The organism is Corynebacterium aurimucosum (assembly GCF_046895345.1).
Taxonomy (GTDB): Bacteria; Actinomycetota; Actinomycetes; order Mycobacteriales; family Mycobacteriaceae; genus Corynebacterium; species Corynebacterium aurimucosum_G.
Genome location: NZ_CP160096.1, coordinates 121,716 through 145,105, shown reverse-complemented (window position 1 = coordinate 145,105; position 23,390 = coordinate 121,716). Strand labels below are relative to the sequence as shown.

General features: G+C 60.0%; 24 protein-coding genes and 1 tRNA gene. 9 read left to right on the top strand and 16 right to left on the bottom strand.

From position 1 onward, the window contains the following. Positions 1 to 48: 48 nt before the first annotated feature. The gene (locus tag ABZS45_RS00840; protein ID WP_412100232.1) at positions 49 to 1,938 is read left to right on the top strand and encodes an FAD/NAD(P)-binding protein; all 1,890 of its coding nucleotides are present in this window, start codon (positions 49 to 51) and stop codon (positions 1,936 to 1,938) included. 53 nt (positions 1,939 to 1,991) lie between these two features. Here ABZS45_RS00840 and ABZS45_RS00835 read toward each other — a convergent pair whose 3' ends face one another. Continuing rightward, a complete protein-coding gene (locus ABZS45_RS00835; protein ID WP_412100231.1) occupies positions 1,992 to 3,152 on the bottom strand; it encodes a cystathionine gamma-synthase in 1,161 nt (386 codons plus the stop codon). Between the two features lie 206 nt (positions 3,153 to 3,358). Here ABZS45_RS00835 and ABZS45_RS00830 point away from each other — a divergent pair, with 206 nt between their 5' ends. From ABZS45_RS00830 to ABZS45_RS00820, 3 genes are all read left to right on the top strand, one after another. Further along, positions 3,359 to 4,270, top strand: a complete 912-nt coding sequence (locus ABZS45_RS00830; protein WP_253287096.1) for a mechanosensitive ion channel family protein — start codon at positions 3,359 to 3,361, stop codon at positions 4,268 to 4,270. 2 nt (positions 4,271 to 4,272) lie between these two features. Beyond that, positions 4,273 to 4,662 carry a globin gene (locus tag ABZS45_RS00825; protein WP_412100230.1) on the top strand — a complete coding sequence of 130 codons (390 nt, stop codon included), beginning with the start codon at positions 4,273 to 4,275 and terminating at the stop codon, positions 4,660 to 4,662. A 97-nt stretch (positions 4,663 to 4,759) separates the two neighbouring features. After that, the gene (locus ABZS45_RS00820) at positions 4,760 to 6,238 is read left to right on the top strand and encodes an SLC13 family permease (RefSeq protein ID WP_144656669.1); all 1,479 of its coding nucleotides are present in this window, start codon (positions 4,760 to 4,762) and stop codon (positions 6,236 to 6,238) included. On the opposite strand, the gene ald is transcribed toward ABZS45_RS00820, so the two are convergent. From ald to ABZS45_RS00790, 6 genes are all read right to left on the bottom strand, one after another. Next, complete coding sequence (ald, locus tag ABZS45_RS00815) at positions 6,235 to 7,317, bottom strand: alanine dehydrogenase (RefSeq protein WP_070729507.1); 1,083 nt, start codon at positions 7,315 to 7,317, stop codon at positions 6,235 to 6,237. The genes ABZS45_RS00820 and ald overlap by 4 nt on opposite strands. A gap of 300 nt (positions 7,318 to 7,617) precedes the next feature. Further along, the gene (locus ABZS45_RS00810; RefSeq protein ID WP_070644648.1) at positions 7,618 to 8,274 is read right to left on the bottom strand and encodes a hypothetical protein; all 657 of its coding nucleotides are present in this window, start codon (positions 8,272 to 8,274) and stop codon (positions 7,618 to 7,620) included. Next, positions 8,274 to 8,732 carry an acyl-CoA thioesterase gene (locus ABZS45_RS00805; RefSeq protein WP_070644647.1) on the bottom strand — a complete coding sequence of 153 codons (459 nt, stop codon included), beginning with the start codon at positions 8,730 to 8,732 and terminating at the stop codon, positions 8,274 to 8,276. Before ABZS45_RS00805 ends, ABZS45_RS00810 begins: the two co-directional genes overlap by 1 nt. A gap of 49 nt (positions 8,733 to 8,781) precedes the next feature. After that, entirely contained in the window at positions 8,782 to 10,452 is a 1,671-nt protein-coding gene (gene ettA, locus ABZS45_RS00800; RefSeq protein WP_070719347.1) for an energy-dependent translational throttle protein EttA, read from the bottom strand. A gap of 80 nt (positions 10,453 to 10,532) precedes the next feature. After that, positions 10,533 to 11,177 carry a single-stranded DNA-binding protein gene (locus ABZS45_RS00795; RefSeq protein WP_070443557.1) on the bottom strand — a complete coding sequence of 215 codons (645 nt, stop codon included), beginning with the start codon at positions 11,175 to 11,177 and terminating at the stop codon, positions 10,533 to 10,535. A gap of 221 nt (positions 11,178 to 11,398) precedes the next feature. After that, positions 11,399 to 13,471 (bottom strand): cytochrome c oxidase assembly protein, encoded by a 2,073-nt coding sequence (locus ABZS45_RS00790; RefSeq protein WP_070443551.1) that lies wholly within the window; start codon positions 13,469 to 13,471, stop codon positions 11,399 to 11,401. 76 nt (positions 13,472 to 13,547) lie between these two features. On the opposite strand from ABZS45_RS00790, the gene ABZS45_RS00785 reads away from it, so the two are divergent. From ABZS45_RS00785 to ABZS45_RS00765, 5 genes are all read left to right on the top strand, one after another. Continuing rightward, entirely contained in the window at positions 13,548 to 13,829 is a 282-nt protein-coding gene (locus ABZS45_RS00785; protein ID WP_070443549.1) for a LysR family transcriptional regulator, read from the top strand. 60 nt (positions 13,830 to 13,889) lie between these two features. Next, positions 13,890 to 13,963, top strand: a tRNA-Arg gene (locus tag ABZS45_RS00780). A 257-nt stretch (positions 13,964 to 14,220) separates the two neighbouring features. Continuing rightward, positions 14,221 to 14,457, top strand: a complete 237-nt coding sequence (locus ABZS45_RS00775) for a hypothetical protein (protein ID WP_412100227.1) — start codon at positions 14,221 to 14,223, stop codon at positions 14,455 to 14,457. A gap of 2 nt (positions 14,458 to 14,459) precedes the next feature. Continuing rightward, positions 14,460 to 14,666 (top strand): hypothetical protein, encoded by a 207-nt coding sequence (locus ABZS45_RS00770; RefSeq protein ID WP_412100225.1) that lies wholly within the window; start codon positions 14,460 to 14,462, stop codon positions 14,664 to 14,666. Then, entirely contained in the window at positions 14,663 to 15,007 is a 345-nt protein-coding gene (locus ABZS45_RS00765; protein ID WP_412100224.1) for a hypothetical protein, read from the top strand. Before ABZS45_RS00770 ends, ABZS45_RS00765 begins: the two co-directional genes overlap by 4 nt. A 54-nt stretch (positions 15,008 to 15,061) precedes the next feature. On the opposite strand, the gene ABZS45_RS00760 is transcribed toward ABZS45_RS00765, so the two are convergent. The 9 genes from ABZS45_RS00760 to ABZS45_RS00720 form a co-directional block, all read right to left on the bottom strand. After that, positions 15,062 to 15,418 (bottom strand): hypothetical protein, encoded by a 357-nt coding sequence (locus tag ABZS45_RS00760; RefSeq protein WP_412101114.1) that lies wholly within the window; start codon positions 15,416 to 15,418, stop codon positions 15,062 to 15,064. A gap of 5 nt (positions 15,419 to 15,423) precedes the next feature. Then, positions 15,424 to 15,852, bottom strand: a complete 429-nt coding sequence (locus ABZS45_RS00755) for a hypothetical protein (RefSeq protein WP_412100223.1) — start codon at positions 15,850 to 15,852, stop codon at positions 15,424 to 15,426. Beyond that, positions 15,852 to 16,220, bottom strand: coding sequence for a hypothetical protein (locus ABZS45_RS00750; protein ID WP_412100221.1), 369 nt, complete (start codon positions 16,218 to 16,220; stop codon positions 15,852 to 15,854). Before ABZS45_RS00750 ends, ABZS45_RS00755 begins: the two co-directional genes overlap by 1 nt. Further along, entirely contained in the window at positions 16,220 to 17,002 is a 783-nt protein-coding gene (locus ABZS45_RS00745; RefSeq protein WP_412100220.1) for an N-acetylmuramoyl-L-alanine amidase, read from the bottom strand. Before ABZS45_RS00745 ends, ABZS45_RS00750 begins: the two co-directional genes overlap by 1 nt. Positions 17,003 to 17,077: 75 nt before the next feature. After that, the gene (locus ABZS45_RS00740; RefSeq protein WP_412100219.1) at positions 17,078 to 18,346 is read right to left on the bottom strand and encodes an SGNH/GDSL hydrolase family protein; all 1,269 of its coding nucleotides are present in this window, start codon (positions 18,344 to 18,346) and stop codon (positions 17,078 to 17,080) included. Positions 18,347 to 18,746: 400 nt separating this feature from the next. Continuing rightward, entirely contained in the window at positions 18,747 to 20,813 is a 2,067-nt protein-coding gene (locus ABZS45_RS00735; protein WP_412100218.1) for an SGNH/GDSL hydrolase family protein, read from the bottom strand. Next, positions 20,814 to 21,167, bottom strand: coding sequence for a hypothetical protein (locus tag ABZS45_RS00730; RefSeq protein WP_412100217.1), 354 nt, complete (start codon positions 21,165 to 21,167; stop codon positions 20,814 to 20,816). It lies immediately after the preceding gene. Beyond that, entirely contained in the window at positions 21,157 to 21,750 is a 594-nt protein-coding gene (locus ABZS45_RS00725) for a hypothetical protein (RefSeq protein ID WP_412100216.1), read from the bottom strand. The genes ABZS45_RS00730 and ABZS45_RS00725 overlap by 11 nt, the downstream gene beginning before the upstream one ends. A 2-nt stretch (positions 21,751 to 21,752) precedes the next feature. Further along, on the bottom strand, positions 21,753 to 23,387 hold the full coding sequence (locus ABZS45_RS00720; protein WP_412100215.1) for a hypothetical protein: 1,635 nt from the start codon (positions 23,385 to 23,387) through the stop codon (positions 21,753 to 21,755). Between the last annotated feature and the right edge of the window lie 3 nt (positions 23,388 to 23,390).

Here is a 23,390-nt window from a genome sequence, read left to right as displayed (position 1 = left end):
GTATTATTCCACTAGACAGCACAGTCTAAAAGTTTGAGGTTGATTTATATGCCCGCCATCGCCATCGTCGGGGCCGGCCCGCGCGGTATCTCGCTGGTCGAGCGCCTTGCGGCCCATCTGCGCGCGACCCCCCTTCATTCACCCCTGCGACTCCACATCATCGACGATGCCCCGCTGGGCGCCGGCCGCATTTGGGATACGGATCAGACCCGCACGCTGTGCATGAACACCCTGGCTGGCGCGGTCACGTTATTCACCGAGCCTGATTCCACGACCACCGCGCCGGTGCTGGAGGGTCCCATTCTCTACGAGTGGATCCAGCTTCTGCGCGGCGAGCGCCCCGACATCGCGCCCGCCAAGCTAAAGCTTTATGATTCCCACCCGCCGCGCGAGGGGCTCGCCGCCTCATTTGCCACAGAGCTCGCGCAGACCCGCCCGGAATCCAACCCTTCCCGCGCGCTCTACGGCGCCTACTTGGAGTGGGTCTTCGAGGTTGCGCTGGCTCAGCTGCCGGAGAGCGTGGACGTCGTCCAGCACCGCGCCCGCGCGCTGTCCATCGAGTCGGCAGAGGACCACGATGTCATTGCGCTTTCCGACGGCACCACCGTCACCGCCGATGCCACCATCCTGGCTTATGGCTGGCAAGTGCCTGCCCTGACCGAGTCCGAGCGTGCCCTGGCGGAGGCCGCAGATTCCGGCTTGCACTGGGTGCACCCGGATAACCCGGTGGAGCAACCGGTGTCTGAGGTTCCTGCGGGCGAGAAGGTACTGGTCCGCGGCTTGGGCATGGGCTTCTTCGACGTCATGGCGCTGCTCACCATCGACCGCGGCGGCGAGTTCGTCGAGGATCCCTCCACCCGGTCTGGCTTGCGCTACGAGCCCAACGGCGAGGAACCGCACTTCATCGTCTCCTCCGGCCGCGGCTACCCTTATATCCCGAAGTCGGAGTATCACGCGCTGCCACCAAAGGCTGAGCTGACCCGCTTCCGCGCCGCGGTCGTCGCGCTTGATCCGGAAGCGGAGCTGGACTTTAGCACGCAGCTGCTACCGCACATTCTGCGTGATTCCTACGCCGAATACTACGAGAACCAGGCTCGTGTATTCCCAGATGCCCTGCAGCGCCCGCTTGCGGATATCCTCGCCACGATTGATTCCACGGAGCTCACCGCCCCAGATCTCCGAGGCATGGCGGATCAGCTGCGCGTGGCGCTGGAGGGCACATCGACTGCCCCCCTCGACCTTGCCCACTGGGCGAACCCGCTGGCGGACTTCGACAGCGCGGAGGGCGCCGAGATCACCGAGTACATCGCCGAGGGCCTCGCCCGCGATATCCGGGAGGCCGTCGCCGCCGCCGATTCCCCGCTGAAGTCCGCGCTGTGGGCCATCTCAGCCGCGCGCAAGCCCTCCTCCATCGCCGGCTCGGAGGGCCGGATGACGTGGGAGTCCCGGACCAGCACCTACAAGGAGTTCATGGCCTTTGGGCAGATGGTGGGCTCCGGCCCGCCGCTCTTCCGCACCCGCCAGCTGCTGGCGCTTGTCGACGCCGGCCTCGTCACCTTCCTGGGCCAGCGCCCCCAGCTGGAGATCGGTGAGAAGTTCACGCTGCGCACCGCGCACGGCGAGGCTTCCTCCACCTGGCTTATCGACGCCTGGATGCACTCCCCCGATGTCCGCCGCGCCGGCGACCCACTTGCGGTATCCCTCAACGGACGTGTTCGCGCGTTCGTCGACCATGGGCAGGCCACCGGCTCGCCGGAGACGACATGGAACCGTCGCGTGGTCAACCCCGGCGGCACCGAGGACCCGCGCCTGCACATCGTCGGCATCCCCACCTATTCGCAGTGGCCGGATACCACCATCTCCCCCATGCCGGGCACCGATCCGCTCATGCTGCAAGAAACCGACCGCACGGCCGGTTCCCTGCTCACTTCCCTCTAACCTCACACAGCGCAAGCGCCGAGGCCCACACTGCCTTGGCGCTCTCGGTGGTTTTAGTCCAGGGCGTCGAGGGCTTGCTCCAAGTCTGCGAGCAGGTCATCAATGGACTCAATGCCCACGGAGATGCGCACGAGGTCTGCCGGTGGGACGAGTTCGGAGCCTTCCGCGGAGATATGCGTCATGTTCTGCGGGTGCTCAATGAGGGACTCCACACCGCCGAGGGACTCCGCCAATGAGATGAGCTTGGTGTTGAGACAGATCTGGCGAGCATGCTCCTCGCTATGGAAGCGCACAGACATCATGCCGCCAAAGCCGCGCATCTGCTTCTTCGCCAGCTCGTGGCCCGGGTGCGAGGGCAGGCCCGGGTAGAGCACCTGCTTGACCTCTGGGCGGGATTCCAAGAACTCAGCCACAGCCTGCGCATTGGAACAGTGGCGATCCATGCGGACTTCCAAGGTCTTGATGCCGCGGGCGGTGAGGTAGGCGTCGAAAGGCGAGGACACCGCACCGACGTTTCCTTGGAAATACAGCAGGCGCTCATCCATCTCAGCGGAGTTGGTCACGACCGCACCACCCAGCACATCCGAGTGGCCGCCCAGGTACTTCGTGGTGGAGTGCAGAACGTGATCGGCGCCCAGCTCCAGAGGGTTCTGCAGGTAGGGAGTGGCGAAGGTGTTGTCGACGACAATCTGGACGTCGCCAGCCGCCTTGACTGCCTTAGTGACCGCGGCGATATCCGTGATCGTCGTCGCCGGATTGGTCGGGGTCTCCAACCAAATGAGCTTGGTGTTTTCCTTGAGCGCCCCTTTAACCGCCTCAGTATCGGCGGTATTAACGATGGACAGCTCGATGCCCCACTCACCGTAGTCATGGTGCAGGAGACGGTACATGCCGCCGTAGGCATCGTTACCCAAAATCACGTGGTCACCTGGGCGCACGATGATACGGATGAGGGTATCGACGGCCGCCATGCCCGTGGCGAAACAGCGAGCATACTCGGCATTCTCTAGCGCCGCGAGGGTCTTCTCTAGGGAATGAACGGTGGGGTTGGCCACGCGGCCATACTCGTAGCCGCCGCGCCGCTGCGCGAGGCCGTCCTGCTGGTACGTGGTGGAAGCGTAAATCGGTACGTTGATGGATCCCATGTAAGGATCCGGCTGGTAACCGGCATGGATGGAACGGGAAGAAAAGCCAAGAGTGCGGTTGTCAGTCATGAGGCACAAGTCTAGACCAAGCTGTTCAGTTGCGAGAAAGACTAGCTTTTTATATTCAACTCTCTTCCCTACTATCGATAGGCGTCAGTCGTGAGCGACAAAAAGAAAGGACACGCGTGACTGCATTATCCGCACGCCTAGGCTCAGCCTCCGAAACAACCAACGACGCCGTCGACACAGTCACCAGGTGGTGGCAGACCGAAAACATGCAGTCCTGGCTCATAGACAAGCCCATCGGCATTGCTCTCATTCTCATCGTCGCCATCATCGGTAGCTGGCTGCTGCGGCGGCTCATCACCAAACTGGCAGACAACAGCATCAAGAAGGGCAAGCTCAGCTCGCCGCTCTCCCCTCGCAAAGCTCACCGAACAACCGATAAGGCGCTCGAGAAAACGCAAGAGGCACGGCGCACCTCCCGCATCCAGACTCTCGCCGGCGTCGGCCGCTCCGCGGTCGCCATATTCGTCTGGGTCTGGGCAGTGCTGGCCATCTTGGACAAGCTCGGCGTCAACGTCGCCCCGCTCGTGGCCTCAGCCGGCGTGGTTGGTGTCGCCCTTGGTTTCGGTGCCCAGGCGCTGGTCAAGGACTTCCTCTCCGGCATTTTCATGCTCATGGAGGACCAGTACGGCATCGGTGACACCATCGACCTCGGCAACGGGGTCTTCGGCGATGTAGAGTCCATTTCCCTGCGTATCACCACGGTCCGCGACATCGATGGCGCGCTATGGTACGTCCGCAATGGCGAAATCCTGCAGGTGGCCAACCACTCCGACCGCTACTCCGTAGCCCGCGTCCAGGTCCCCATCGCGCTGAGCAACGACCCCACCCGAGCAGTCGACGTCATCACCACCGCAGCAGAAGAAGCCGCCCGCGACTCCGACATCAAGGACTTCATCCTGGCCACCCCCACGGTCAACGGCATGTCTGGCCTGGAAGTGGACCACATGTCCTACCGCGTTTCCGTCAAGACGCTACCGGGCAAGCAGTGGGATGTGCAGCGCGCCATGCAGGCGAAAATCCTCACCGCCATGCACACGGAAGGAATTACCACGCCCTACCCGCGGGGGATGGCTATCTTTGATCTGGAAGAACCCAGCCTGACGAGAAAGGAAGATTAGGCGTGCAACCAACGAGCGTGTTCGACGCCGTCGGCGGAATGGAGACCTTTGAGAAACTCGTCGGCGGTTTCTACGCCCAGGTGCGCGAGGATGATCTCATCGGCCCGATGTACCCACAGCAGGACTGGGAGGGAGCAGAACAGCGCCTGACCTGGTTCCTTGTGCAGTATTGGGGAGGGCCACAGCTCTTTTCCGAGCAGCGCGGCCACCCTCGCCTGCGCATGCGCCATGCGCCCTACCCCATCGACATGGCCGCCCATGATCGCTGGCTCGAGCTCATGGGCAACTCCTTGGCGCAGATCGACGAGGAGACCATCCCGCCGGCCTATCGCGCCATGATTTGGGACCACATGGAGCGAGTGGCGGCGATGCTCATCAACCGCGCTCCCTAATTAGGCGATTCAAAAACTGAATATAGCTCTGGGACCGCAGGCGGTGCTCTGATACTGTTCGCCTAATAGAAATTAGCTCCGACCCAAAGTTATTCGAATGGCCAACGTCTTACTCTCCCCAGGACTATCCGCCCCTTCGCTGCCACGGAGGACGCGCAATATTCGTTATACAGGCGTCTTTCTAGGAATTGTGCTGGCAGCCTTGTCCTACTTTGCGATGCCGCAATCTGCGGGCTTCGATGCCCGCGTCACCGCCGCGATCGTCGTCCTCATGGGCACATGGTGGATAACCGAGGCCCTTCCTCTCGCCGTCACCGCGATGGTTCCGCTCGTGGCCTTCCCCGCCCTGGGCACGGCAGACATGAAAGATGTTGCCACATCCTATTCTGCGCAAATCATCTTTTTGTTCTTGGGCGGATTCCTCCTCGCGCTCGGCATCCAACGCTGGAACCTGCATCGACGCATCGCGCTCGTCATCGTTCTCCTCGTGGGAACAAAACCCGATCGCCTCATCCTCGGAATGATGCTGGCCACCGCAGCTTTAGGCATGTGGGTATCCAACACCGCAACGGCGCTCATGATGATTCCGCTGGGCGCATCCCTCGTGACGTTAATTAAAGAGCGAAGCGGCACTACGAAGGTCTCGAATTTCAGTGCCGGTCTTCTGCTTGGCATCGCCTTTGCCGCAACCATCTCCGCTTTCGGAACGATTATTGCCTCCCCGGGTAATGCTTTTGTGGTCGGCTACCTCAACGATGCCATCGGAACAACCATCACGTTCCCGCAATGGATGATTTTCGGAACACCCCTAGCGCTTAGCTTTACGCTTGTGGGCTGGTTCATCATCACCAAAGTCGTGTGGAAACCCGAAATCGAGGACATTCCGGGTGGCCGGGAGCTGTTCCAGAAAGAACTCGCCGCCCTAGGCAAGATGAGCTTCGGAGAATGCCTCATCGCCATCATCTTTGGTATTACCGCGCTCGCGTGGATGTTTGTATCGCTCATCTTCAAAGACACCTGGGCTACCGACGCCGTCATCGCAATGATCGCCGGCATGTCTTTGTTCACCATCCCTGGACGGCCGCGCGACGGTGTCATGCTCATGGATTGGGAGACCGCGCGCGATGTTCCGTGGGGCACGCTTCTCCTCTTCGGCGGCGGCCTTGCGCTATCTGGTCAGATCACTAACAGCGGACTCGATAAATGGATCGGTGAGGCCTTCTCCGGTCTCACCGCCCTGCCCTTCTGGCTAGCGCTGGCGCTTATCGTTCTCATCGTCATTCTGACGACAGAGATCACGAGTTCTATGGCCACGATTGCAACGTTCGTGCCGATCGTCGTGGGGCTTTCCCAAGCGCTGGGCTATGACCCACTACTCATGGCCATCGTTGTCACTCAGGCCTGCCAGTGCGCATTTATGCTGCCTGTCGCCTCTGCCCCGAACGCCATTGCGTTCGGAACCGGGGCAGTCAACATGCGCCAGATGGTCATCACCGGCATTTGGTTTAACGCCATCGGCTTTGTGTTGGTCTACGCAGTAGCCTTCACGTTGCTGCCAATGGCGCTCAACCTCTAAAGCCCGAAGGCGTCCTTTACCGGCTGGGACAGCAGCTCTCCCCCACGAGTCATGAGTCCATCGCCCAAGCCTGGGTAGCGCTCAACCGCACCGTCAAAGCCATCAGCAGCCACTGCACGCATATAGGGCAGCGTGGCAGAGCCCAACGCCCGGGCGGAGGTATTCGCTACCGCGCCCGGCATGTTGGCCACGCAGTAGAAGATCGTGTCGTGCACCTTGAAGGTGGGCTCGTCGTGCGAGGTCTTTCGGGAGTTTTCAAAGCAGCCGCCTTGGTCAATGGCGACGTCGACAAGCACAGCCCCCTTCTTCATCCGCTCGACCACATCTTCGCGCACCAACTTCGGCGCCGCAGCACCTGGAACCAACACCGCGCCGATAACCAAGTCCGCCTCCAGCAACTCAGCCTCGAGCGCCGCCGGATCCGACACAATCGTGCGCACGCTGCCCTGATACTGCTCATCGAAGCGCTGCAACACGTGCGGGTCAAGGTCCAACACCGTCACCTCGCCGCGCAGGCCGTGCGCCATTGCCACTGCCGACGCCCCCACTTGGCCACCACCGATAACGACAACGCGGGCTGGCCGCGTGCCTGGTACGCCAGCAACCAGCAAACCTCGCCCACCTTCGGTGGAGAGCAGATGGTGCGCGCCCTCGATTACGGCAAGACGACCAGCAACCTGGGACATCGGGGTCAACAGTGGTAGGGTGCCGCGAGAATCGGTCACGGTTTCATAGGCTACGGCCGTCGTCCCCGATGTGATCAGCGCTTCCGTCAACGGGCGGTCCGCAGCCAAGTGCAGGTAGGTGAACAGCAGGAGGTCCTCGCGCAGATATCCATATTCTGACTCGAGTGGCTCTTTAACCTTGACCACCATATCCGCAGCCCAGGCCTCCGCTGCGGAGGGAACGATGGTCGCGCCGATCTCTTCATAGCTGGAGTCCGGAAAAGAAGCACCTTCCCCGGCCGTTGTTTCCACTACAACCTCATGGCCATCCTTCACCAGCGTCCCGGCCGCGCTGGGGGTAAGCGCGACGCGGTTTTCGTTATTCATGATTTCTTTGGGTACGCCAATACGCATGCTTCGAGCCATCTCCTTTTGCTGAAGAAAAAGAATTCGACCCCTTTAGGGTAACGCAGATCACCCCTTAGATGTGTTGTTCCTGCTCAGCAGGCACGGCTCCCCGTCAGACGTTAGTATGCGGAGCATGAGCACACTGCGCGATGTACGGTCCTGTAAGCCCCATCATCACTCACGGAGTTACGGGGTGGGCCTCGGCGCTGATCGCAGTGGGCACAGGAATAGCACTCTTATGCAAAGCCCCGCCGTGGACGGTCGCCGTAGGCGCCGCACTGGCGGGGTACGCACTGCTTTAGACCTTTAGAACAAGGACAGCCGCGTCGAGTGGTAAACGCTGCCATAAGGCGCATCAAGGCGCACCCAGCGCCCCTTGCCCGCCACGCGAAGGTGGCGGGGGATCTCGAGTGAGGCGGCAAAGCCCGGGATGAGCCCCAAGCTCGTGCAGGCGAAAATCATCCGCATAGGAATCTCCACCTGAGTCTCCGCATCATTCACGGTGAGCACCGTCTGATTCAGCAGGCTCTTCGGAGGTCCCATCGGCCCGGAGAATTGGCGGGCCAGCTGGCGGCCCTTGTCCGCGAGTTCACGGACAACGTCGACTGGCAGCGAGTCGATCTCCTTAAAACCCTGTGCCGGCGGCAAGGCCCCCGGCCAGGACGGATCACGTGCTGGACCTAAATCAAGTTCCACGCCTCCCTCGTGGCCGAGGGAATCAGGGGCGGTGTGGAGGGCGTCGAGAAGCGCCTGCGCCGACACCACGGCACCGTCGCGGCCCACGGTCCCCTCGCAACGCCGAGCCACGACGACGTCGAACGGCGTGGTCACAAAGACCTCAGCCTGGTTGGTGTCGTACTGACGCAGGCGCACCGCTGCGGATGCATCCAGCCCCGTCGCGCGGGAGAGGAGGGCGCGCAGCCCTACCCCACCGCTGCGCAATGTCAGAGTTTCGCGCTCCATTACTGCTGCTCAAGCTCGACGACAGCGTGCTCCAGGATAATGTTGCGCTCCTGCTCAGAGACCTCTCGCGGCATCTGAGTATCCGGGTCAATGGTGACCTGCACGCAATCAATGACGCAGGCCACTTGGCCCTGCGCATCCTTGATCGTCTGGCGAGTGGTGAAAGACGTGGTGCCGAGGCGCACCACCGTGGTTTCCACCGTCACCGTTCCATGGCGTCCATCCCACTTGATGGGGCGGACATAGTCCGCTTCGATGTGACGAACGAAAGCCACCATATTGATGCCACGTGCGTAGAAGTGGTGCATGGCAAAAGCCAAGCGCGCCTCCTGCGCCAGCTCAATGAAGTTGGCATTCATCATGTGGCCGTACATGTCAAAGTCCGACCAGCGCACGCCCACAGTAAGCGCGTGGACGTTGTCCTTGGTCTCCTCCGACACAACATTCTGAGCGGACATTCCAGGTTCCTTCCGGAGTTCGTGCTTTAACGCTAGGGACTTAAAGGCCCTAGCGGCTGAGCTTACGGTGGGTAACGCGGGACGGGCGTGCAGCCTCCTCGCCGAGGCGCTCGACCTTGTTCTTCTCGTAGTCGCCGAAGTTGCCCTCGAACCAGAACCACTGGCCTTCTGCGACGTTGCCCTCCCACGCCAAGATGTGAGTACAGGTGCGGTCGAGGAACCAGCGATCGTGGGAGATGACCACGGCGCAGCCAGGGAACTTCTCCAGGGCGTTTTCCAGGGAGCCCAGGGTTTCCACGTCCAAGTCGTTGGTCGGCTCATCGAGAAGGATCAGGTTGCCGCCTTCCTTGAGGGTCAAGGCCAGGTTCAGGCGGTTACGCTCACCACCGGAGAGGACCTTGGAAGGCTTTTGCTGGTCAGCACCCTTGAAACCGAAAGCGGAGAGGTAGGCGCGGGACGGCATCTCGTTCTGACCGACGTGGATGTAATCCAGCCCGTCGGAGACGACCTCCCACACGGTGGCCTCCGGGTCGATGTTCTCGCGGCCCTGGTCAACATAAGACAGCTTGACGGTCTCGCCGACGTCAACGGAACCCGAATCCGGCTGTTCCAAGCCCACGATGGTCTTGAACAGGGTGGACTTACCCACACCGTTCGGCCCGATAACACCGACGATGCCGTTGCGCGGCAAGGTGAAGGAAAGATCCTTGATGAGGACACGGCCGTCGAAGCCCTTGGTCAGGTTCTTGACCTCCACGACCTTGTTGCCCAGGCGCGGCGGAGTCGGAATCTGAATCTCTTCGAAGTCGAGCTTCTTGTACTGCTCGGCCTCCGCAGCCATTTCCTCGTAGCGCTGGAGACGAGCCTTGTTCTTGGCCTGGCGGGCCTTCGCGCCGGAGCGAACCCACGCGAGCTCGTCCTTGAGGCGCTTCTGCAGCTTCTTGTCCTTAGCGCCAGCAATCTCGAGACGCTCGGCCTTCTTCTCCAGGTAGGTGGAGTAGTTGCCCTCGTAGGGGTAGAGCTTGCCGCGGTCCACCTCACAGATCCAGCCCGCGACGTGGTCGAGGAAGTAACGGTCGTGGGTCACGGCGAGGACAGCTCCTGGATAGTTCTCGAGGTGCTTCTCCAGCCACTGAACGGACTCGGCGTCAAGGTGGTTAGTGGGCTCGTCGAGCAGCAGCAGGTCCGGCTCACTCAGCAGCAGCTTGGCCAGCGCGACGCGGCGGCGCTCGCCACCGGAGAGGTTGGTCACCGGGTCATCGGACGGCGGGCAGCGCAGTGCTTCCATGGCCTGCTCGATCTTGGAATCCACTTCCCAGGCATCGGCAGCATCCAGCTCCTCCTGGAGCTTGCCCATCTCCTCCATGAGTTCATCGGAGTAGTTGGTGGCCATCTCTTCGGCAATTTCTTCGAAGCGCTGCTTCTTCTGGAAAATTTCTCCAAGGCCCTCTTCGACGTTCTCACGGACCGTCTTTTCCTCGTTGAGCGGCGGCTCCTGGAGGAGGATGCCGACGGTCTTGCCCGGATCGATGAATGCCTCACCGTTGGAAGGCTGATCCAGTCCGGCCATAATCTTCAGGATCGAGGACTTACCTGCACCGTTGGGGCCCACGACGCCGATCTTGGCGCCCGGGTAGAAAGCCATGGTGACGTTGTCCAAAATAACCTTGTCACCGATGGCCTTACGCACGTTTTTCATCGTGTAGATGAATTCGCCCATGTTTCACCCTTTGCTTCTGTCAGGATTGGTAAATAACAGTACAAAGACTACATGACATGGGCGGCGGTGGTCCTTTGTCCTTAGACCATCGCTTCTTCTGGCTCCGGTTCAAGGTATGGCTCAGCCCCGGACTGCGCTTGCTGACGGTCCGCCGCGGTGTCCTGCGGAGTATCTCCCGGCCGCAATGCAGCTGGCATTGCTTCTTCCGTTGCACTCTCCGAGCCTTCTGTGCTCTCTGTGTTCTGCGTATCCCTTGCGTTCTGTGAATCGCTCGGCGGTGCCGTGTAATCCACGTCCAAAACCGGCGGATTCTCCCCTAGCCAGAGGGCTTCGCTGCCCTCCTCACCATAGGAGGTACCGATCTTTGTAGAGGTGATGCAGAAGCGGTTGAGGTCCAGGCCCACGTGGGCGATTTTGATATAGGTCCTAGAGCGCTTCGCACCGTGCTGATCTTCCCACCGGTCAGTCACGATGGAGCCCATAACGAAGACGGGCATGCCCTTAAACAGTGACTTCTTCACGTTGATGGCGCACTGCCCCCACACTTCTCCATCGATAAAGTTGAGATCCAGCTCCCGCCATACGGTTTTGCCTTCCTCGTCTTTCTCCGGAACGCTGCGGGAAGAAGCGATACGGATGCGGGCCTTATACATGGTGTCGCTGATTTTGGTCAGGTGCGGGTCGTGAGTCAGACGTCCTGTAATGGAAATTGGGTATTGAGACATTGCTTGATTCCTTTGCTGGTCATGGCTGGTAGCTTTCTTGCGGTTGAGGAAGCGATGCGCCTCCCTTACCTCGCATCTTTGCCACCAGGAACAGCACCCGCAATGACTTCGCCAGCAACCTGTGGATAACTTGTTGCAAGCGTCAACAAAAAATCCGTTTATCCAGGCAGAAGTACCCTTTCCATCACCCTGGACGCGCCAGCTCTCTCGTGCTGGCACCCCTAGTGCTGGCGGAAGCTAGATTCGTCGCCTTCCCCCATTTGCTTGAGCATCGCGTTATAGCGTTCCAGATCAGCATCGCCGTCCACGTCTGCCTTAGCATCATAGCGCCGAGCAGTCGCGCGATCTTCCCGCAGCCAGTCCCGGAATAGTGAGCCGAACACAATCACCAGCGGGAATTGGCCGAATCCCCAAGAAATGCCACCGCCGGTCCGCTGGTCCTTCACAAAGTCCGGGTTCCATGGCAGGTTCAAGGATTCATAGAAGTCCAAACCAAGAATCACCTGCATCTGCATGAGATAAACACCGGCGAAGAGGTGCAGGGGCATCGACACAAACAGGATCAACAGGCGAACGCCCGTGGGCGCGCGCCACGGCAGCGGATCCGGGCCGATGACCTCCCAGTAGTAGATATAGCCGGAAATCAAGAAGACCCAGTTCATGATGACGTGCCCGGCATGTTCCGAAATGGCGACCTCATAGAAGCTCGGGAAGAGGTAGAGCACGTAGAGGATGGCCAGGAACTGCAGGACATTGACCGCTGGGTGCGTGAGCACACGCAGGGTACGGGATTTGGTGAGGGCGACGGCGGCGTCGTGAAGCGTGGGCTTGCCCGGCTCACCCGGCTCAAAGGCTTCCATCACCAGGGTCACTGGGGCGCCCAACACGAGGCACAGGGGAATTGCCATCGACAGAATCATGTGCACCAACATGTGCATGGAGTACAGCGCCGGCATGTATAGGCCGATGCCATTGCTCAGGATCAGCGTCAGGCCCAGTGAGCCCACAAGGAACCAGGTAGTACGCACCGCCGACCACGTCAGCCCACGCTGCTTCAGACGCCAGAGCGCGTACAGGTAGAAGCCGGCTAGTACGAGTCCGAGCGAGCCAAACATGAGATCAAAGCGGAACATGGTCCACACGTTGGTGGCTGTGGGGGCGTCGAAAAGCTCGTAGCCCACGAGGATCTGCATGGCGTTGAGGTTCGGATCCCGCGGCGGCGGGGGCGGTGTACGGCCCATCGAGATGGCCACGCCGACTGTGGCCGCCATGATGAGAACCTCCACCACGGCCACCCGGATGAACAGGCGCGGCGCGCGTTGCAGCTGGGGAATGGTGACCCGGCGATGCACAAAGCCGATGGCCGCGAGCACCACGGTGAGCACTGTTTTGCTCAACACCAGCAATCCATAGCGAGTGGTGAATAAATCCCCTAGCTCAACGCGGATGAGCGCGTTGACCACACCGGTCGCCGCCAGCCCCAAGATGGACAGCAGCGCAACCGTAGAGTAGCGGCGAACCGCCACGCCCATGTCAGGGCCTAGGCGGCGGCCATGCGCAATGAGACCCATGAGCCCGCCGACCCACAGCATGATGAAGAAAAGGTGCAATAGCAGCGAGTTCGTGCCGTAATCATGATCGCCGCCGGAGGCCGAGTGACCCTCCATGCCGAGGGGCACCGTCAACAACAGCGACAGGAAGAACGTGGCAACCTGTCCCGCCCAGGTGCGCGCAACAAAGCCCATGATGGCAACGAGCGCTGCGATTCCCGCGGTGAGCAGCCACACTTGCGACGTGGCAATCTGTCCCACCGCCATGCCCATCAGCTCTGGGTTGAGGACTTGGCCCAACGGGGTACCGGTGAGGTCCGACATCACGAGGGGAACCTCAATCAACGACACCACCGCAGCGCCCACGGCGGCCCACGCGCCGGTGCGCGCCGCAATGTGCCCATCGACGGTCAGGCCAGCCTCGATGAGACGCTCGTTGTCCTTGTCCGGCACGGCCGGGTAAATCAAGAAGGCACTGGACATAAATGAACCGATGGCTAGCGCCATGAGCATCCAGGCAACCGCACGGAAGAAGGGAAGGCCGAACGTTGTCATGCGGCCTGGGTCGGGGATGCCCAGGGCGGCAAGCGAATCCGCGAGAAAGAACAAGGAAATAATTCCTCCCACGAGGCCCGCGAAGACGACGAAAGAAAAATTCAACAAGCGGGAAGGCTGCGCTCCCGACCCCGAGTGCGCCAGCCCCCGAAAGTGCTGTGAACTGGGATTTTCTTTCTCAGTGTGCATGGTGGGCAGTCTACCGCCACAGACGTTCTCTTACCTAAAAGGTAAATTATTCTCAGCATTCGTGTAGTCTGCTCTCATGGACTCTCGCCAGCTTCACCACTTTCGGGCCGTCGTAGATCACGGTTCTTTCACGCAAGCTGCGGAAGCGCTACAGCTCACACAACCTTCTTTGAGCCTGACCGTCCGCAAGCTTGAAAAAGATCTCAATGTGAAGCTACTTTCCCGCGGACGCGGCGGAGTCCACACCACGGAGGCTGGGGATTATCTCTACGGCGTGGCTACCTCGATCGATTCCCTCCTCACCACCGCCACCGCCCGCCTTGCCGAATTTGCTTCCTCAACACCAGCGCAGAACTAACACCAGCGATAGCCCGATAATCAGGTGGTCCGCAGCGGTGCGTTATGATGTTTTCGGTACGCCTCCATAGCTCAGTGGATTAGAGCAGTGGGTTTCTACCCCATGTGTCGCGGGTTCGAATCCTGCTGGGGGCACTTTTAGCCAAACCCCTTCTACTAGCGTTTATGCTGGTGGGAGGGGGTTTCTGCGTTTTCACCCATACAGCCGTTTGCAGCGGTTTGCCGTGGTTTACGGTGGTGCATGTCGTGGAAATGTCGTGGGATTTTGGGGCTTCGGCGGCGTTGGTGGGGCACAACTTGCAATGCCGCAATTTACGGCATATAATGGTGTTAGACGGCAAGGAGAACAGCTCCTGGAAGAGGCCGCAAGTACCGGAAAGAGAGTCCGAAAGATGTTCCTCATCGCAACCATCACCAACAAAACCAACGCCCCGCGTATCCGCCGCCAGCTCAAAGCCCAAGGCTTCGGCTATGTCCGCGCTCGCGGGGAGTGGGTGAAGAACTGCATGACCCTGCGCGGCACTCGTCTCGACCTGCCGAAGGCCCGCACCATCGACGGCGTAGACATCCAGCTACGCAGTGGCGAGGAGATGCACGCCATCATCAACGCCGCGATTGCAGGTGCCTAGCCATGCAGACCATCGTCACCACCCTTGGCACCTTCACCGGCCCCCACATGTACGCCATCCTCAAAGAGCATTTCCCCGAGGACGTCACCTTCCGGCGCAGCAGCACCCCGGGCCAGTGGGGCACCATCGACCGCGTCGTGGGCACCCCATTCAACCGCCAGTATTTCAATCTCGGCACCATCACCGAAGTAAGGACCATTGCCGCATGACCCCAACCGAATTCCGCATCCTCCGCACCAGCATGGGGCTCACCTCCCAGGACGTCGCCGACGCCTGTGACGTGAACATCCGCACCGCACAAAGGTGGGAGTCCACGCATCAGCCCCCACTCGACGCCGGCGTGTGGCTCCAGGACAAGTGGGTGCGCTTCGCTGACTGCATCGACCAGGCGATACAGATTGCGGAGAAGGCCGAGGAAGAGGGCAAACCGATATCTCTCACCAACGTGGTTACCGGCGAAGGACTAAGCCGCTCTGAGCATACCGCGCTCATGGGGCACATCTGCATGGCGCTCACGCTGGCGGACTTTGATTACGAGGTAGCCCCCTAAAACGCAGAAAAGGACCCCCACCTGGCATGGGTGAGGGTCAAAATTCAAAGGTCTTCAAAAGTCGTTTTCTAGCTCGTCTGGGATAGGTAGCTCGTCAACGCTCTCCGGGTAACGTAGCCGCCACTGGCGAATATGATTCACAGCAACGAAGTAGCGGCTTTTCCACACCTCCAATTTGTCGCGCAGCTCGGCAATCTCTCCACGCATCTCCGCAATAGACTTGTCGCGGGCCTCAAGCTGCTCGTTCGTCCACTCGCGGATGCTCTTAGTAAAGGATTCCCACTCCGGGCCTCGGGTTTCTAGCTCGGCTTTCTTTTTCTGGCTCTTTTCCGTCAAGTGCGTACCGATAAGGGTGCCGAGCACGCCGATAACACCAACGATAACGGTAGCCAGTGGCCCGTCCACGGGCATACCCGTCACCTCCCGTCTACTATTTTCAGCTCACTCGTCTGCCCCCGCCCATACGCATAAAGCGTCATTGCGGCAATACCGATATAGCCCAGGGAGGATACCCATGCGCGGCTGAGGTCATCGAAGAGCGTGGCGAAGATAAAGCTGAGCGCCCACATGGAGTGAAGGCCGACTACTGCACCGACGGCGGCGGGGACAAGCCTGTGCCACTTCACCGCGCAGAGGCACAGCAGCCCCATGAGTATCCACACCACTGCCCACGCCGGAGGGTTAAGCACACTCTCCATGAAGTGCGTGGGGCGGCGGTCGGGGTCGACGAGGACAGGAGTGTAGGACATTCCGCGTGCAATGGAGATGCTACCGAGAATGAGGAGACCGGCGGCGTCGGAGACAAGCCAGTGCGCGGCACGGGCCTTAAACGCTTCCCATTTCATTAGTCGTCTCCTGCTGTGGTGGGCCCGGTGTAGACCGGCAGTGCGGGCGGGGCCTGCTCGGCCTGCGCTACCTCAGCCTGCTCCGCCAATCGTGGGGCCATGCTTGGGGTGACGCCATCGACGGTGAGGCGGTTGACTAGCGTGGTGAGGATGAAGCCTGCGCCGCCGGTGACGAGGATGAACCACTCCGGGGCGTCGGCGTAGCAGACGGGTAGCACGCCGACCAGCCACGCCAGGGCCTGCAGGATAAGCATGATGGTGCCCTTGTAGCGGAGCCACCACGGCTGAGCCGTAAGCTCCGCCGCTACTGCATCGGCGATATGCTCCGAAACCGTGTTGATTGCGGCCTGATTGTAGTGACGCGCCATTACTTCTTGTCCTCCAATTTCTTTTCGATACGCGCCACATCAGCACGGAGTGCCGCGACCGCATCGACCAGCGTTAGATTCTGGCCTCGCTCGTTCTGCCCTAGCTGCTCCCAGCCCTTGCCGCCGGGGCCGCGTAGCTGCCGCCAGATTTCCTGGATAGCGTCAAACTGCGGGCCGAGATAGCCGGTGATGAAGTCTTGGAAGTACTTTTGTGTAAGTGTCACGGGTGTGCCTTCTTTCTTCTTTGTCGGCGCCGCGCCGGTCATGTGGTCGTACCAGTACTGTGCGCGGCGAATATATTGGTCGTGATACTTGTGGCCGGGCCGCAGGTGGTAGGGGCATTCGGTATATCCGCCGGACTCGATGCTGTGGAATCGCACATTCTGGCCCGATACTGGCCTGCCGAGCTTGTAGTAGCGGCAAATAGCGGCGACGAGGTGCGCGCCTTCTTCCAGCGTTGTGTCTCCGATAGGCCAGTCCTGCTCGGGCCCGGCACTGTTGGAGTGCTCAATGGCGATGGTCTTTTGATTCGAGTCAAGGTTTCGGTTGGCCCAGGCGGTGTCTCGATCCCATACGGCCTGCCCGATTTCACCCGTAGGTGACACGGTGTAGTGTGCTGACGCTTCGCGCTGCTGCCATACGTTCCAGCACTCATCCAAGCCACCAATCATGGCCATGTGGTGAATTGTGACGTGCTTGATTTTCTGCCCGCCGCGCCCCGGCGTGAAATGCCGCGATAGTAGACGTACCCGGTCGGGCTGTAGGGTGTTCCAATTTTTCAATTTGCCCTCCTTTTGGGCATGAGAAAAGCCCCACGTGTGTGGGGCTAGTGTTAGTTACTTACTTGTTCCGGCGGGTTACTCGATGGCCACCAACTGCGCCAGTCGGGCGTACCCAGCAGTGTTGAAGTGGAGGCCGTCGGCGTTGTACTCGGCGCGAATAGATTGAGAACCATCATCCATCGCTGTGCTGAAATCGAAGACATCTTTGAACTTACCGGTCGTCTTCAACCATTGGTTGTAATCCTTCAGTTGGGAATCGTTGAGGTTATCAGAGGGTGTAATGGTTGCAGCATAAATCTGGTCGGATACTTCAGAAGCGAGATATTCGACTGCTCTCCTCGTTATCTCCTGCATTTCTGCCGATGATGCACCACCGGAGAAGTCATTTCGCCCCATTGCCCAAATCGCCGCGTCGGGTTTAGCAAAGCGGGGATGCGCAAACCTGGCGACTTTGTAAGCGTCGGTGTGGCTGACCCATGACGATCCTGTGTCACCTGATGTGGCATAGAGAACGGCGAGACCGCCGTGGTTTCGAGCGTATTGGTTTGCCCAGGAATCATGTACCGGGAGATCTGCATTTGCTCCGGCGGTGATTGAATCACCAATGGCTGCAATTACTGGGGTTTCGGCTTTAACCTCAGCTTCTATCCAGATGTCGAACGGCAGCTGGGATACTCGCGTCGTGGATGGAGAAGGATCTGTTGCTGCGGCGTTCCCTACACTCCAACCGCCACCGAGATTCCCCGGAGGAGTTGCCTTAAAGCCTCCGTTCGATGTGTAGGTGTAACTCAGCAATGACGGCATGCCGCCCCCGAGCGGACTTTCTTGCCATTCGGTGAACGCTGCCGCGCCGTCGTTGGGTATTTTAAGGTTCGATGCAACCAGGCGTGGTGTCGATGAAAAATGTCCTTCGCCACTGTGGGGGCCTACTGCCAGCTGGTTGATGACGGCGTCGCCTCCGTGGGAATAGTCAAAACGCGATGGGCGCATCGTAATTCCGACGCGCCAACGCTCGAATGTTGGCGAGTAATCAATTGGGATTCGATACGAACCTTTAGCCGGCATTCCTGCTGAGTCTCCGTCGCCTGCGGTAAGCAGTAGCGGTACGAGCTTTGTTTTTGCCGGTTCCGCAGCTTTTGGCTCTGTGCTTTTGGGCGCAGGACTTGCAGTCGTTGGAACGACGGATGTTGAGGTCGGTGCATGCGTCGGGCGTTCATCCAAGCCATTTTTCGGATGGCTCGATCCGGCGGTGGCCCCTACAATCAGTCCGATTATAGCGAGCAATGCGAGCACCACCTGAAGGATGCCGCCAAAGTCGAGCGTTTTCCAGTGCGATAACTTCATAAATGTCATTGTCGCATGGGTAGATTCCTCGCGTTGAGCAAACGACTACTTCACCCTCCTTCGATTAAAATCATCATATTGGAGTTATGACAATAATAGCCGTGGAATTGTCACTCGGGCGAGATACTGACACGCCAGAGAAAACCGCCGTATCCACAATTCGACGCAGCATGGACTCCCCCGCCGTGGCGATGTCTATTCTTGCCTGGCCAGGCCGGGGCTGCAGTCGCACAACACCCCCCACGAGGGGTTTCTCAAAGTTGACATCCAAGAGTATTTTTCCTGCTGAAGGGAACGGCAGAATGGCGCTGCTCTCAAATTGCAGCCAATACTGCGTAGAATCCGCTGTAGCAGCTCTAGCAATGACACCAGGCTGCAGCCTGCCGATGATGGTAGCCATTTATACCGCCGCCAGCGCCTGCGCAATGCGCATGCCTACCGATGGTGTGACCACGGGCCGATTGACCGCCTGCGCCAGGACTGCATACCCCGCAGTATTGAAGTGAAGCCCGTCGGCGTTGTACTCGGTCTTAATCTGCCCCGCGCCAGAGTCCACCACACTGGCGAAATCAAACACGTCACGGAACAGCGTCTGTGAGTTCAGCAGCCAGGTGTTGTACTTGGCGCGCTCCGTGTCCCCCTCGCCCGTGTTGCGTGGCGTGATCGTCACGGCGAACACGTTCGGGGAAAGATTCTGCTGAATGAACGCTGTCGCCTTTGCAGACACCACACGCATATCTGCGTCGGTAGTGCCGCCACTGAAATCATTGCGGCCCATTGCCCACACCACCGCATCGGGGCGTGACAAATGCGGCTTCAAAAACCGCGTCGCCTTGTAATACTTCGGGTTATCTGCCCACGACTTACCAGTATCCCCAGACGTGCCATACAGGGTGGCAATGCCACCGATACGGCGGGCATACACGCTACCCCACGCATCAAACACCGGCATAGTCGCATTCGCACCACACGTAATGGAGTCACCCACAACGGCGATGACAGGCACATCAGATTCGACCTCGAGCTCAACCCAAATATCGAACGGCAGCTGGGATACCCGAGTCATACCGGACGGGGCCACGTCCATCGCGGTGGCCTGGCCCGCGTCCCACCCACCGCCGAGATTCCCCGGAGGGGTCTTCGTGCCGGTGGACGTGTACGAGTACGACAGGAGGTATTCAGCGTTGGCGTCCATGGTGCGTGTAGTCCACGGCGTATAGGCTGCTTGTCCGTCCTTCGGGACCACCAGGCCGCGGGCTAGGCGTGCTGGGGACTGCGCAAACGCACCGTTTGCACTGTGTGGAGCGAAGCCAATATCCGTAATCGTCGCGTCGATATTGTGCACCAGTTCATAGCGCGGCGCACGAAGCGTAAAGCCCACTCGCCATCGCGTAACCTTCGCACCGAACTTCATTGGGATACGGAAGGAGCCATTCGCTGGCATGTTTCTAGAATCTCCATCCCCCAGAGTCAATGGTGAGGGCACCACTTTCAGCCCTGCCGGAGACGCCCCCACGACCATTGGCGCAGCCCCAGCCCCAACCCCAGAACCATTAGCCGACATATCAACCCACTCGCCCCAACCATGCTGGGTTTTGGTACGAAAGAAAGTCTTTGACTGGCCTGGCATTGGCGACACAGCTTCAAAGATCTGGGTGCCGTTCGTTCCGTAATACTTCGTCGTAACCATGCCCGACAGCACGACAGGGAGTTGGAGTCGGGTGGCTTCCGCGCCGGACCAAACTTCCACAATGCCTGCAGGTAGGTCATCTGCCGTGGCCGTCGTAGTGTCCGTGGACTTGCCGAGGTACGGGAAGCCGTGGTCAAGGTCGGAGCTTTCACGCACCCACTTCTGCCACACCCCGTTGTGCTTTGCACGAACCCAGACGACACCAGAAGCCATGACCGGGTCATGCACTTGGAAACGCTGGAAGCCAGATTGCCCCCACCCCACAGACTGAATCAGCCCCTGGGATTCGGAAGGCATCCCCATAGATTTAGCCTGCGCTGCAGACCACACAGACCACAAGCCATCCCCCAGCAGGTCCACAGAAGCAGTACCGGCGTTACCCTTGTACCACCACAAAGACGAAGGGGCGTTGCGAATGGCTTCATTGAGCAAGTCCTGCATGTTCTTCGTGACATCGAGCATGCCCGCGATATCCGTAGGAATACCGAGAGCATTCACCACCGCCTGCCAGATTTTTGTCATGCCAGCCGCCGCGATAAGCGGGACACTGTCAGACCAGCCCGGCCCCTCAATATAAAGCCATGCTTTCACCCCCTCCGCCAACGACACAGAGATTTGCCCAGTCGCTGCCGTGTATTCCACGTTGACGGGTTGGGTGGCGGTAAGCCCCGTCGCGGAAGGCGTGGGCACCGCGGCTTTTGCCGTCACGTTCGTCACCTGGCTCACCGGCTGCGCTGTCACATCCGTGATCGCCCCAGTCAAAGTAATAGCCATCATCTACCCCTTCTCCACGACACCAGTCGTAGTATTCAAAAGACCCCAGCCCGGTTTGAGCTGAGGTTTCGTTCCCTTACCATCCCAATGCAAAAGCAGTGGCAAAGACTCCAAATATTTCGCCGTTACATAGGCCGACAAGTCAGGCCCCGGAGAAGACTCCAAGGCTGCTATCCGTCTAGATAGGTCGGAGGTTCCTTTGTTTGCGGATTCTGCTTGTGCGGCTACCTCCGCGAAGACTTTGCTGGCCTCGTTGCCGGTGTGCTCGGCGTCGTTGATGAGTTGTTGGGCTTCGGTGCTGCCGTCGACGCGGTAGTGTGTTTCTACATTCTCGCCTGTGTTTGGTCTAATACCCATTCTCTAGCTCCTCCATGGCCTTCAAGCGCTCTAGGCGCATGGCCTCAGCCGCGAGCTGGGATAGCTCAAGGGCGGTCAGGTCAGCCAGGGTCTTAGGCGCCGGGGTCGACGATTCAGCCCGAGCACGCTGCTGCCTTATGGGTATCCATGCCACCTGTTCGCCTGGTGTGCCGTTGCCGCCGAGCGGGTCGAGCTTCACCGACGGGCCAAGCATCAGGGTCACGTCGTACAGGCCGGGGCGTGAGAACACGCCGACTAGTTTGCCGGTGTGGCGCTCCAACCTAATACCAGGCGGCAGGTGCCCCTCCACAATGCGCACACCACGCCGGTCAGCACCAGGAACCACCATGTCCATGGTGTCCCCAACGCTGGCACGCTGGCGGTCACTATCAGTGTCGAAATCCACCGCCCACCCAAGCGTGACGGTCTCCGGCTCTCCAGTCTCGAAGCGTGCGCCGAGCTCGTCGAAGATATGCCGCGCCACAGCAGACTCGCGGCCCTCCGGTACAACGCCTAGAAACAGGCCCGCGTACGGGTGCTCACTCTCGGGTACTTCCGTCGGCACGATGTAGCGGTAATCCATCTTTATCCTCCCTTTGTCACGGCCAGACGGCCAATCACAGCACGGATGTTCTCTTTATTGGCTTGGTAGAGCTCACCCGGCGACGCCAGCGACGCGTAATCACCAATGCGCAGCGTCCAGCCCACCTCATTGCCGGGCTTAGAAGTCCACGTCAGCCCGGACACGTAAGCTGCCCATACGACACCCCACGCGGTAACACCGATGGTGTCGCCAAGGTCGAAATCACGCCCTGGTAAGTACGGGTCAGGGTTGTCGATGGAGAACTCAGCGGAAATGCCGCCCTCTGTCTCTTGCTTCGCCTGCCATGCTTTCTGTAGCGAGTCCACCGTGTTCGCCTCACCTGGCTTGGACACGGCGGTAAACCGCGAGCGGCCATAATGGAATTGCCTGTTCTTGTCCACGAACTCATTGAGAACAAACAGGCGGTCTGCGGACATCTCCGCGAGAAGTTCACCGCCGCCCTTAATCGCCTCAGCAGCCGGGCCACCAATCACAGGCACCGCTGACACAGCCGCCGCGACAGCTGACTTGATACCAATGTTCACGACTTTGTTCACCATGTCCGGTGACTTACCGCCCACGAGGAACCTGTGGTCAGTGGACTTGCGTATTTGCACGCTCGGCGCATCCATCAGGGTGTACACCACCCATGGCTTGCGCCCGTCCGCATTGCGGACATCAACGTCCGCAAACTCAGTCGTCGAGGTGATGAAATCATCACTGCTAATCGTCCGCTTCAACTGCCGGAATGCCTGCCCGACAATGCCGGCGGCGCCGGTGACTGTGGCCCTGGGGGCGAAGTCAATAATCGTCGTCGGCAACGAGAGCGTCGTATAGGAAGGGAAGGGTTGCTCATCGCCGGGTAGCCACAGCCACGCGAAAGGCTGCACGCCTGCCGCCGCCCATGTCGCTTTGAGTAGGTCCCAGGCGTTGTCCCAACGAGCCGACACCACGCACCACTCGGAGCGGTTGCCAGACATCACCGGTGAACAAATCACCGGGTGCATCGACGGGTTGAATCCCCGCCACTGCGCAGGGCTTGTGTACTTGTCCGTCCACGAGAACATCGACGCCATCAGGCTCGGCTGCTGGTAGCCGATGAGGTTGCGGCCAATGAGCTTGCGGCTGACCTTCTCAGCACTGCCGTCCTGGCGGTCCTCCCACTGCGCCTGAACCACCTTCGACCTATTGGACGGGTCCGCCCAGAGTGGAAGGTGCTTCAAATGCTCCATGGAGTCCACGCCAGTGAGTTCCACCTCGGAGGGGTTGCCCTCCGGGTCGCCACCGCGGGGACTGATTTCTAGGATGCGGTAGCAGCGGCGGCGCAGACCAGGCCGCTCCACCACCACGTGTACCGCGCCGTGAATAAGCGCATCCAAACGGCCACCCTCGTCCAAGCGGCGCAAATCATCGCGCAGCAGGTAGTCCACCACGGGGTTGACCACACCCGGCGAAATCTCACCCGGAATCGTCATGGACATGTTGCCCACGTCCGCAAAAATGCCACCCCACTCGGCATCTACCCAATCCTCAATATCGAGCACCGGCTCCCAGTTCTTGTCATACAGGCCGACATACTGCCCGTGGGCCTGCATGACCGATTCACGGTCGGTCTTATGCTTTTGCCAATCAACCATGTG

Coding starts and splice junctions, on each gene's coding strand:
- ABZS45_RS00840 (WP_412100232.1), top strand. CDS start 49: ATGCCCGCCATCGCCATCGTCGGGGCCGGCCCGCGCGGTATCTCGCTG.
- ABZS45_RS00835 (WP_412100231.1), bottom strand. CDS start 3,152: ATGACTGACAACCGCACTCTTGGCTTTTCTTCCCGTTCCATCCATGCC.
- ABZS45_RS00830 (WP_253287096.1), top strand. CDS start 3,359: ATGCAGTCCTGGCTCATAGACAAGCCCATCGGCATTGCTCTCATTCTC.
- ABZS45_RS00820 (WP_144656669.1), top strand. CDS start 4,760: ATGGCCAACGTCTTACTCTCCCCAGGACTATCCGCCCCTTCGCTGCCA.
- ald (WP_070729507.1), bottom strand. CDS start 7,317: ATGCGTATTGGCGTACCCAAAGAAATCATGAATAACGAAAACCGCGTC.
- ABZS45_RS00810 (WP_070644648.1), bottom strand. CDS start 8,274: ATGGAGCGCGAAACTCTGACATTGCGCAGCGGTGGGGTAGGGCTGCGC.
- ABZS45_RS00805 (WP_070644647.1), bottom strand. CDS start 8,732: ATGTCCGCTCAGAATGTTGTGTCGGAGGAGACCAAGGACAACGTCCAC.
- ettA (WP_070719347.1), bottom strand. CDS start 10,452: ATGGGCGAATTCATCTACACGATGAAAAACGTGCGTAAGGCCATCGGT.
- ABZS45_RS00795 (WP_070443557.1), bottom strand. CDS start 11,177: ATGTCTCAATACCCAATTTCCATTACAGGACGTCTGACTCACGACCCG.
- ABZS45_RS00790 (WP_070443551.1), bottom strand. CDS start 13,471: ATGCACACTGAGAAAGAAAATCCCAGTTCACAGCACTTTCGGGGGCTG.
- ABZS45_RS00785 (WP_070443549.1), top strand. CDS start 13,548: ATGGACTCTCGCCAGCTTCACCACTTTCGGGCCGTCGTAGATCACGGT.
- ABZS45_RS00775 (WP_412100227.1), top strand. CDS start 14,221: ATGTTCCTCATCGCAACCATCACCAACAAAACCAACGCCCCGCGTATC.
- ABZS45_RS00770 (WP_412100225.1), top strand. CDS start 14,460: ATGCAGACCATCGTCACCACCCTTGGCACCTTCACCGGCCCCCACATG.
- ABZS45_RS00765 (WP_412100224.1), top strand. CDS start 14,663: ATGACCCCAACCGAATTCCGCATCCTCCGCACCAGCATGGGGCTCACC.
- ABZS45_RS00760 (WP_412101114.1), bottom strand. CDS start 15,418: ATGCCCGTGGACGGGCCACTGGCTACCGTTATCGTTGGTGTTATCGGC.
- ABZS45_RS00755 (WP_412100223.1), bottom strand. CDS start 15,852: ATGAAATGGGAAGCGTTTAAGGCCCGTGCCGCGCACTGGCTTGTCTCC.
- ABZS45_RS00750 (WP_412100221.1), bottom strand. CDS start 16,220: ATGGCGCGTCACTACAATCAGGCCGCAATCAACACGGTTTCGGAGCAT.
- ABZS45_RS00740 (WP_412100219.1), bottom strand. CDS start 18,346: ATGAAGTTATCGCACTGGAAAACGCTCGACTTTGGCGGCATCCTTCAG.
- ABZS45_RS00735 (WP_412100218.1), bottom strand. CDS start 20,813: ATGATGGCTATTACTTTGACTGGGGCGATCACGGATGTGACAGCGCAG.
- ABZS45_RS00730 (WP_412100217.1), bottom strand. CDS start 21,167: ATGGGTATTAGACCAAACACAGGCGAGAATGTAGAAACACACTACCGC.
- ABZS45_RS00725 (WP_412100216.1), bottom strand. CDS start 21,750: ATGGATTACCGCTACATCGTGCCGACGGAAGTACCCGAGAGTGAGCAC.
- ABZS45_RS00720 (WP_412100215.1), bottom strand. CDS start 23,387: ATGGTTGATTGGCAAAAGCATAAGACCGACCGTGAATCGGTCATGCAG.